Source organism: Variovorax sp. RKNM96 (genome assembly GCF_017161115.1).
Taxonomy (GTDB): Bacteria; Pseudomonadota; Gammaproteobacteria; order Burkholderiales; family Burkholderiaceae_C; genus Variovorax.
The window spans coordinates 245,792-255,598 of record NZ_CP046508.1; the positions used below are offsets into that span (position 1 = coordinate 245,792).

General features: G+C 64.7%; 8 protein-coding genes. 5 read left to right on the forward strand and 3 right to left on the reverse strand.

The genetic code is table 11. The annotated features are described in order from the left end of the window. Positions 1–11: 11 nt before the first annotated feature. The 5 genes from pncA to GNX71_RS01230 all read left to right on the forward strand — a co-directional run bounded on the left by pncA (position 12) and on the right by GNX71_RS01230 (position 7,496). Positions 12–737, forward strand: a complete 726-nt coding sequence (gene pncA / locus GNX71_RS01210) for a bifunctional nicotinamidase/pyrazinamidase (RefSeq protein WP_206176635.1) — start codon at positions 12–14, stop codon at positions 735–737. A gap of 50 nt (positions 738–787) precedes the next feature. Further along, a complete protein-coding gene (locus GNX71_RS01215) occupies positions 788–1,948 on the forward strand; it encodes an ABC transporter substrate-binding protein (RefSeq protein WP_241027127.1) in 1,161 nt (386 codons plus the stop codon). Further along, positions 1,926–2,435, forward strand: a complete 510-nt coding sequence (locus GNX71_RS01220; protein ID WP_206176636.1) for a (2Fe-2S)-binding protein — start codon at positions 1,926–1,928, stop codon at positions 2,433–2,435. Before GNX71_RS01215 ends, GNX71_RS01220 begins: the two co-directional genes overlap by 23 nt. Then, on the forward strand, positions 2,432–6,193 hold the full coding sequence (locus tag GNX71_RS01225; RefSeq protein WP_206176637.1) for a molybdopterin cofactor-binding domain-containing protein: 3,762 nt from the start codon (positions 2,432–2,434) through the stop codon (positions 6,191–6,193). The genes GNX71_RS01220 and GNX71_RS01225 overlap by 4 nt, the downstream gene beginning before the upstream one ends. A 115-nt stretch (positions 6,194–6,308) precedes the next feature. Beyond that, entirely contained in the window at positions 6,309–7,496 is a 1,188-nt protein-coding gene (locus GNX71_RS01230) for a fumarylacetoacetate hydrolase family protein (protein ID WP_206176638.1), read from the forward strand. Positions 7,497–7,619: 123 nt separating this feature from the next. On the opposite strand, the gene GNX71_RS01235 is transcribed toward GNX71_RS01230, so the two are convergent. From GNX71_RS01235 to GNX71_RS01245, 3 genes are all read right to left on the reverse strand, one after another. Then, positions 7,620–7,805 (reverse strand): hypothetical protein, encoded by a 186-nt coding sequence (locus GNX71_RS01235; RefSeq protein ID WP_206176639.1) that lies wholly within the window; start codon positions 7,803–7,805, stop codon positions 7,620–7,622. Positions 7,806–8,368: 563 nt separating this feature from the next. Further along, positions 8,369–8,923, reverse strand: a complete 555-nt coding sequence (locus GNX71_RS01240) for a pentapeptide repeat-containing protein (RefSeq protein ID WP_206176640.1) — start codon at positions 8,921–8,923, stop codon at positions 8,369–8,371. Between the two features lie 232 nt (positions 8,924–9,155). Next, positions 9,156–9,629: a hypothetical protein gene (locus tag GNX71_RS01245; protein WP_206176641.1), complete on the reverse strand. Its 474-nt coding sequence runs from the start codon at positions 9,627–9,629 to the stop codon at positions 9,156–9,158. Positions 9,630–9,807: the final 178 nt, after the last annotated feature.

The window sequence follows — 9,807 nt, forward strand, 5'->3', positions numbered from 1 at the left end:
GAGTCCACACCATGCATCGCAGAACCGTATTGAAGTCCGCCGCTGCCCTCGGGCTCATGAGTGGCCTCGGCAGCTTCGGCCTCTCGGCCTTCGCGGCCGGCAAGATCAAGCCCGGCAGCAAGGCCGCGCTGATCGTGGTCGATGTGCAGAACTGCTTTCTCGATGGCGGAACGCTCGCGGTGAAGGGCGGCAACGAAGTGATCCCGGTCATCAACGCGCTGGCGCCGGCGTTCGAGAACATCGTCGTCACGCAGGACTGGCACACCGCGGGCCACGCCTCCTTCGCGAGCACCTACTCGGGCAAGAAGCCCTTCGAGACCACCAAGCTCAACTACGGCACGCAGGTGCTGTGGCCCGACCACTGCGTGCAGGGCACCGACGACGCCGCGCTCGGCAAGGACCTGAAGGTGCCGACCGCGCAGCTCATCATCCGCAAGGGCTTCCACAAGGAGATGGACAGCTACTCGGCTTTCGAGGAAGCCGACCACAAGACGGCCACGGGCCTGGCCGGCTACCTCAAGGCGCGCGGCATCAAGACCGTGTTCGTCACGGGTCTCGCCACCGACTTCTGCGTGGCCTGGACCGCGATGGACGCGCGCAAGGCCGGCTTCGACGCTTTCGTGATCGAAGACGCCACGCGCGGCATCGACCTCAACGGCTCGCTCGCCGCCGCGTGGAAGCAGATGACCGCCAAGGGCGTGAAGCGCATCCAGTCGGCGGACATCCAGGGCACCTGATCGCGTTCCTTCTTTCGCAACGACAACAACAACTCCGAGACAAACGACGCATGAAGCTTTCGATTTCAAGGCGCGCCATGGTGGCGGGCGGCGCAGCCCTGGCGCTTGGCCCGAGCCTTCTCCGGTCGGCACGCGCAGAGAACGGCGTGACCGACAGCACCATCCGCATCGGCCAGTCGGCCGTGTTCAGCGGGCCGGCGAAAGACTTCGGCGTCGATTACCGCGCAGGCATCAAGCTCTACTTCGACCGCGTCAACAAATCGGGCGGCATCAACGGCCGCAAGATCGAACTCGTCACGTATGACGATGCCTACGACCCTGCGAAGACGGCGGTGAACACGGCCAAGCTGATCGACGAGGACAAGGTCTTCGCGCTCACCGGTTTCGTGGCCACCGGCAACCTCGCAGCCGCGATGCCGCTCGCCGAGAAGGCGGGCGTTCCGATGTTCGCGCCGCTGGTGGGCACCACGTCGTTCCGCACCAAGGTCAACCGCTATCTGTTCCACGTGCGCGCGGGCTACGACCTGGAGCTGCGCAAGATCATCAGCCACCTCTCGACCATCGGCATCTCCTCGATCGCGGTGGTGTTCCAGGACAGCCCCTTCGGCAAGTCGAACCTCGCCACCTGCGAGCAGCTGGCGGCCGAGTACAAGGTGCAGGTGGTCAAGACGCTGCCGCTGGCTATCACCGCGGAAGACGCCAAGCAGGTCGCCACCGAGATCTCCGCGGCCAAACCCGGCGCGGTCGTGATGATCATGGCCGGCCGCATGGTCGAGACCTTCATCCGCGACTACCGCGCGGGCGGCGTGGGCGCGCCGCTGTACACGCTGTCGGTCGGCATCACCGATGCGGCCGGCTCGGCCAAGCGGCTCGACGGCAAGCTCGCGGGCCTGGTCACGGCCAGCATCGTGCCGCCGCCGAACGCGCAGCGCGTGCCCATCGTGGCCGACTACCAGCGCGACCGCGCCGAGTTCGGCGAGAAGATCGACAGCTACACCACGCTGGAGGGCTACATCGTCGCGCGGGTGATGGTCGAGGGCCTGCGCCGCGCGGGCAAGACGCTCACGCGCGACAGCTTCATCGCGGGGCTCGAGAGCATCGGCAGCACGCGCTTCGGCGACTTCCCCATCGACTACAGCGCGAAGAACCACAACGGCTCGACCTTCGTGGACCTGGAGATGTACACCCGTGACGGCCAGTTGCGGCGCTGAGCCGCTGCACCTGCAGGTCAACGGCCAGGCGCAGTCGCTCGCGGGCGTGCCTCGCGAGGCGTCGCTGCTGCAGTTCCTGCGCAACGACCTCAAGCTCAACGGGCCGAAGTACGGATGCGGGCTGGGGCAGTGCGGCGCATGCACTGTGCATGTCGATGGCGTGGCTGCACGTTCGTGCGTGATTCCCGCGCATGGCGTGGCGGGGCGGGCCGTCACCACGCTCGAAGGGCTGGGCTCGCGCGGGAGATGGCATCCGGTGCAGGCGGCGTTCGAAGACGCGCAGGCCGCGCAGTGTGGCTATTGCCTCAACGGCATGGTGATGCAGGCCGCGGCGCTGCTCGCGCGCGATCCGCATGCCAGCGAGGCGCGCATCCGCAGTGAGCTGTCGGGCAATCTGTGCCGCTGCGGCACGCACATTGAAATCCTCGACGCCGTGCAGCGCGCGGCCGCGCGCATGAGCGCATCGCACGAAGACAAAGCCGCATGACACGCCGCGCCGACCTGCCGCAGACCCGCGCGGAGTTTCTCGCTGCCGATGGCGTGCTGCTCGTGGTGCGCGAGACGCCCGCTGCACCGGCGCCTGCCAAGGGCCAGCCGGCGGTGATCGCCGGCAACCCCATCGAGGGCGACGAGATCCTGATCGCGGTGTGGGACGACGGCAGCGTCTCTGCGCTCAACGGGCACGTCGATCTCGGCACCGGCATCCAGACCGCGCTGTCGCAGATCGTGGCCGAGGAGTTGGACCTCGGCATGCCTTGTGTTCGCATGATGCTTGGTGACACGGCGCGCGTGCCCAACCAGGGCGCGACGATCGCAAGCGCCTCCATCCAGATCCATGCACAGCCGCTGCGCCTTGCCGCCGCGCAGGCGCGCGCCTGGCTGCTGGCACGCGCGGCCGAACGCTTGGGCGTCGCAGTCGATGCGCTGCAGGTGCGTAACGGCGTGGTGCGCGTCATCGAGACGCCGGACCGCCACGTCAACTACGCCGACCTCGTGGCGCATCAGCGCACGGTGCTGCGCCTGGACCCCGCCGCGAAGCCCAAGGACCCGGCCGACTACCGCATCGTCGGCACGCGCCAGGCGCGCGTGGACATTCCCGCCAAGCTGGCGGGCGAACTCGTGTTCGTGCACGACATGCGCGTGCCGGGCATGCTGCACGGCCGCGTCGTGCGCCCGCCGTATGCGGGCGCGGACCATGGCGAGTTCATCGGCAACACGCTCGAATCGGTTGATGAATCGTCGATCGCGCACATCCCCGGCCTCCGTGCCGTCGTCGTGGTCCGCGATTTCGTCGGCATCGTGGCCGAGCGCGAAGAGCACGCCGAGCAGGCGCTGCGCGAACTGCGCGTCACGTGGAAGCCGTGGCCCGGCATGCCCGACCTCGGCGACCTCGCCCAGGCCCTGCGCGACAACCCTTCGACGCAGCGTTTGCTGGTCGACGAAGGCGATGTCGATGGCGCTATCGCTTCCGCGGCGCAGCCGATGCAGCGCACCTACGTCTGGCCGTACCAGATGCACGCCTCCATCGGCCCGTCGTGCGCGCTGGCCGACTGGCAGCCGGCCGACGGCAGCGGCATGCAGCTGCGCGTGTGGGCCGGCTCGCAGAACCCTCATGTGCTGCGCGCCGATCTCGCCAAGCTCATGGGCGTAGACGACGTGCAGGTCGATGTGGTCCGCATGGAAGCCGCGGGTTGCTACGGCCGCAACGGCGCCGACGACGTGGCCGCCGATGCGGCGCTGCTCGCACGCGCGGTCGGCATGCCGGTGCGCGTGCAGCTCACGCGCGAGCAGGAACACGCGTGGGAGCCCAAGGGCGCCGCGCAGTTGATGGAAGTCGATGGCGGGCTGATGGCCGATGGCCGCATCGCCGCCTACGACTTCGAGACTTCCTACCCATCGAACGGCGCGCCCACGCTCGCGCTGCTGCTCACGCGCACCATCGAGCCGGTCGCGCAGGCCTTCGAGATGGGCGACCGCACCGCGCGCCCGCCGTACAGCTACGACAACCTGCGCGTGAAGGTCAACGACATGGCGCCGATCGTGCGCGCCTCGTGGCTGCGCGGCGTGTCGGCGCTGCCGAGTTCGTTCGCGCACGAGTCGTACATCGACGAGCTGGCGACGGCAGCGGGTGTCGATCCGGTGCAGTTCCGCTTGCGTCATCTGAACGATCCGCGCGCGTTCGAGCTGGTGCAGGCCACCGCGCAGAAGGCCGGCTGGCGCATGCGCACCGGGCCGCAGGAGAACGCGGACGGCGGGCTCGGCGAGGGCGGCGACATCCTCTTCGGCCAGGGCTTTGCGTATGCGCGCTACATCCACAGCAAGTGGCCGGGCTTCGGCGCCGCATGGGCCGCGTGGGTGGCCGACGTGGAGGTCAACCGCAAGACCGGCGAGGTGCATGTGCGCCGCGTGGTGGTGGGGCACGACGCGGGGTTGATGGTCAACCCGGCGGGTGTCGAGCACCAGGTGCATGGCAACGTGATCCAGACCACGAGCCGCGCGCTGATGGAAGAGGTGAAGTTCGCGCCGCAGCAGGGTGCGCCATCGAGCGGCGCGCAGTTGCCCGGCGTGCTGCCGACTGGCGTGGTCGCGAGCCGCGAATGGGGCAGCTACCCGATCATCAACTTCCGCGACGTGCCGGTGATCGAGGTGATGCACATGCCGCGGCCGGGCGAGCCGTCGCTCGGCGCGGGCGAGTCATCGTCGGTGCCGGGGACGGCGGCGATCGCGAATGCGATCTTCGATGCGACAGGGGTGCGGTTCAGGGCGCCGCCGTTCACGCCGGAGACGGTGCTGGCTGAGCTGAATCGGGGGTTGCTCCCTCCCCCTCTGGGGGAGGGCGGGGGTGGGGGCGAGCGGCGTTGGAGTGGTGACGCTGCCGTGCCCCCATCCCAACCTTCCCCCGGAAGGGGAAGGAGCAATACAGAAGCCATCTGGCCACGGCGCAAGGGCTTATGGGCCACAGGCGCCGCGCTCTTCATCGGCGGCATCGGCGTCGTCGCCGGCCTGCTCGGCTGGCGCTCATCCATCGCGCCCGTCTCGCTCACCGCGCCGGTCTACAGCCAATCCACCATCGAACGCGGCCGCGTGCTCGCCGCACTCGGCGATTGCGCGGTGTGCCACACCGCACCCGGCGGCGCACCCAACGCGGGCGGCCGCGCGATGGACACGCCCTTCGGCACGCTCTACACCACCAACCTCACGCCCGATGCCGATACAGGCCTCGGCCGCTGGTCGTTCAGCGCATTCCAGCGCGCGATGCGCGAAGGCGTTTCGCGCGATGGTCATCACCTGTATCCGGCGTTCCCGTACACGGCGTTCGCCAAGACCAGCGACGACGACCTGCAGGCGCTCTATGCGTACTTCATGTCGATGCCCGCGGTGCGCGCGGAAACGCCGAAGGCCGAGCTCAAGTTCCCGTTCAACATGCGGCCGCTGATGGCCGGGTGGAACGCGCTCTTCCACGACCCCGCGCCGCTGCAGCCCGTCGCCACGCAGAGCGCGGAATGGAATCGCGGCGCATACCTCGTCAACGGCCTGGGCCATTGCGGCGCCTGCCACACGCCGCGCAACGCGCTCGGCGCGGAGCAGGGCGGTAGCGCGTTCCTCTCGGGTGCGATGGTCGATGGCTGGGAAGCCCCGGCGCTCACGCATCTTTCGAAGTCCGCCGTGCCATGGGATGCTGACGAGCTCTACCGGTACCTGCGCAACGGCCACACGCAGCGCCACGGCATCGCCGGCGGCCCGATGGCCGAGGTGGTGCGCGAACTCGGCCAGGTGTCCGATGCCGACGTGCGTGCGATGGCGACCTACCTCGGCTCGTTCAACCCCGCGCCGGCGGCCGAACCGCAAGTCCTCGCGGAGCAGGCCATCGACAACGCGGCGCGCACGCAAGGCCGGTTGCTCGGACCCGCGCAGCGCATGTTCGACAGCGCCTGCGCCTCGTGCCACCACGACGGCAACGGCCCCACGCTGCTGGGCGTGAACACGTCGCTCGCGCTCAACAGCAGCCTCACGAGCGCACGTCCGGACAACCTGCTGCGCACCATCCTCGACGGCGTGCGCGAGCCGGCGACTCGCGACATCGGCTTCATGCCGGCGTTCCGCGAGGCACTCGACGACCGGCAGATCGCCGAGCTGGCCGGCTACATGCGCGCGCGCTTCGCGCCGCAGGAGCCGGCGTGGACCGACCTGCCCGCGCAGGTGGCGCGCGCACGCGCGGCGAAGGCGCACGGCGCAGGGCATTGAGCGAAGTGCCCCGGTGCGCCCGCGCGCGCATCGCCGAGGCTACGATGCGTCGTCGCGCATCGACCTCGTCGTTCGCGCGCCGCACCGAACACCATCAACGGAGACACATCGCACCATGGCCCTGAACCTCACGCCCTCGACCAGCCTTCCCAGCGACGCCGACCGCGCCACCCTGGTCGGCCGCATCTGGCAACCCGATGTGGGCCCGGTGCTGGTGGCCGTGCATGAAGGCGGCCTGCATGACCTGTCGAAGCTCGCGCCGACCATGAGCGACCTGCTCGAAGCCAAGGGCTCGCCATCTGCCGCCGTGCGCGATGCGCTCAAGAATGGCAAGGCGCCGCGCATCGCCGCGCTCGATGCCGTGCTCGCCAACAGCGACGAGACCGCGCGCGACAACGGCAAGCCCTGGCTGCTCGCGCCGTGCGACCTGCAGGTCATCAAGGCCAGCGGCGTGACCTTCGTGGCGAGCCTGCTCGAACGCGTGATCGAGGAGCAGGCACGCGGCGATGCCTCGAAGGCCGAGGCCACGCGCGCCGCCATCGGCAAGGTGCTGGGCGACAACCTCGCGGACATCGTGCCCGGCTCGCCCGAGGCCGCGAAGGTCAAGGAAGTGCTGATCGCTCAGGGTGTGTGGTCGCAGTACCTCGAAGTGGGCATCGGCCCCGACGTGGAGATCTTCACCAAGGCGCCGGTGCTCGCCGCCGTGGGCACCGGCGCCGACGTGGGCATCCACTCGGGCTCGGTCTGGAACAACCCCGAGCCCGAGGTCGTGCTCGCCGTGAACAGCCGCGGCGAGACGCTGGGCGCCGCGCTCGGCAACGACGTCAACCTGCGCGACTTCGAAGGCCGGAGCGCCTTGCTGCTGGGCAAGGCGAAGGACAACAACGCCTCGTGCGCGATCGGTCCGTTCATCCGCCTGTTCGACGATCATTTCGGCATCGCCGATGTGCGCCGCATCACCGTGGCGCTCGAAGTGACGGGCCCCGAGGGTTTCGTGCTCGAGGGCTCGAGCTCACTCACGAAGATCAGCCGCGATCCGCTGGACATCGTGTCGCAGGCCGTCGGTATTCATCACGACTACCCCGACGGCTTCATGCTGTTTCTCGGCACCATGTTTGCGCCGACGCAGGATCGGCACGGGCCGGGGCAAGGGTTCACCCACGTTGTCGGCGACTACGTGCGCATTGGTGCGCCGGAGCTTGGGGCGCTGTTCAACCGGGTTGTGCATGCGGATCAGGCGCCGAGGTGGACTTTTGGATTGAGCGCGTTGATGCGGAATCTTGGTGGGCGCGGGCTGCTGTAGCCCTTCTGTTCGGCGTTCAAAAGGAGCTGTGCTTCTTCGGGGACTCGTTGCTCGCGCATTGCATGCGGTTTCGGTTGGCGGCCGTGCTGTGCGCTGCGCGTAGGTTTCATTGCTGCGCGAGGTTCATGGGAGGCTGGCCATTGGGGCGCCCTCGGAGTTGTCCGAAGTAGTCAATAGCGCCAGGCGTTCGTTGCCGTTGGCGTCCACCTCCGGCATCTTGTGGTTGCGCGCGTCGTGGGCGTACTTGACGGTCTCGTTGTTGGCGTTGGTCTGGCTCAGCTTGCGGCCGCCTGATCCCAGTTTTGCCATAGGCCTGCCAAACGGCACACCTAAATTGGAATCTGACCCCGAAACTTCACCAATGACTGAAACCAGAGTCCCGATCTCGCATCCGCTGCCTTCATCCGCGCATCCCGTTCGACGGCCCCGGTGAATCCATCGGCATCTGTCCAACCAGCATATCAACCTGTTGGGACGGATAGGCCGTAGCGTCGCGTCGCTTTGTCGAGGTGCAACGCAATTGCCTCGCCGCGACATCACGCTGTCCCTGGCCGCGGGAACGTTGAGCCGAACCCCGACAGGACCGGTGGGTCGAGCCGTGGTCTTGAGGACTGCCATTCGGCTCGAGGCGTCAAATGGCGCCGAAGCTAGCAGTTGGAGGCCGGTCGCGGGATGCCAGAGCGACGAGGCAGAGCAGGAAAAGGTGCCGCGCTCATTCGAGCATCAATTTGTTTTGTTTCAATTTCGTTGGAAAATTATGCAAGACGCAACACCGGGAAGTCAATGTCAAGGTCCCGCGGTTTTTGAATCGAACTGCTCGGGTTGTTCTCGCTGTTGGTCCAAGCCAAGGAGTTCCGATGATGTTTCCGAATTCAATTAAAACCCTTCATTGATTTAATTTCAATTCCTGGAGTAAGCCGCAAAGATTCGTCAAAAATACAGTCGATAATTTTAGTCTCACTCAGTCTTGAAGAACTAAAATCTACTCCACGCAAATCGCACTCATGGAATGTCGCGGCAGTAAGATCACCGCTTCCAAAGTGAACACTTTTGAGGTTTGATTTCAAAAAATCAGCCCTATTCAATCTTGAATTTGTAAAACTCACAGACTCAATGTTGCACTTGTAAAATGAAATTTTTATCAACTCACAGAACTCGAAAGAACACCCTCTGAAGTTGCACTCATTGAAGCTGGAGTCCGAAAAATCGGCGCGACTGAAATTGCAATGATAAAAATCAGATTTAAAAGACTGAAAATCAGCCAACTTTGACTCGATAAAGCTATCATTCTTGATGATCGCAAATCCAAGTTGCAAGAAATTCTCACTCGCAGAAACTCCATCTGCAATCCTCTGGATTAAAATAACAGATTCGTCGCTCTGCCCTAATGGGGCATCACTCTTTATTGAGATAAAAGAACTTTTCATTTTCTATCTTTCATCCTACTTCAATAATATTACCCTGATTCGGATGATTCCAATCCCCTAATGGACTGTTGCAACGCCTTATAGTCACTAGGATTCAGGTATGTCGTATCAAGTAAAACGCGAACAGCCTGAGGCTCTCCAGTCAATCCATTTTCCCCTGATACTCCCAAAGCCAAAACTATTTTTGCAGCGTCGCTATCTGCACTGAGCCAAGGAAATGAAACAGGTGTTTTTATGTCAATCGGTGTCCCAACTCCATCATAAATATCAACGTAGCTCCCCCAGGTGCACGCGTCGCCTCCGCGGAAACTAGGCCTTGATATTCGGCTTCAAGTGCAGTAATTGCCTCTCTATTTCCTGTTGCGGACGGTTTGTTCCCTCTATCGGCATCAAGAGATAGGCTTACGAATCTTCGATCAGCTCGATATTCCTTAGGAATATTATCGATTCTCCCGTAAGGCTCAAACAATTCCGCGCGATCTTCTGCGCCCTGGCTACCAAGAGGGCGGCTTGAAACAGGTGCTGAATCTGCAGGCTTGCTGAAGACAAGACCGCCGATGGCGCCAAGACCTCTGCTCAAAAAACCAATCGGGGTTGGACCCTCGATGACGTTTGTCAGCCAAGATGGCATCTCTGCCACTTGTGGCGGTGCTCCAAGACCGATGCTCGGGTCTGCTTTCTCGAACTCAGGGGTGCCGGAAGGCATTTTGGTTCTCAGGTCGAACGGAGGGGTGCGCCGGCCCCATCTGGGCGAACCGGCCTATATCCATTTTCTCCATTGGCGAGGTTGAGGGGATTCGCTGGATTGAGTGGGTTTGCGGATTAAGAGGACTAAGTGGACTCGCCGGATTGGCCGGGTTAAGCAGATGTAGAAACGCAGTGGG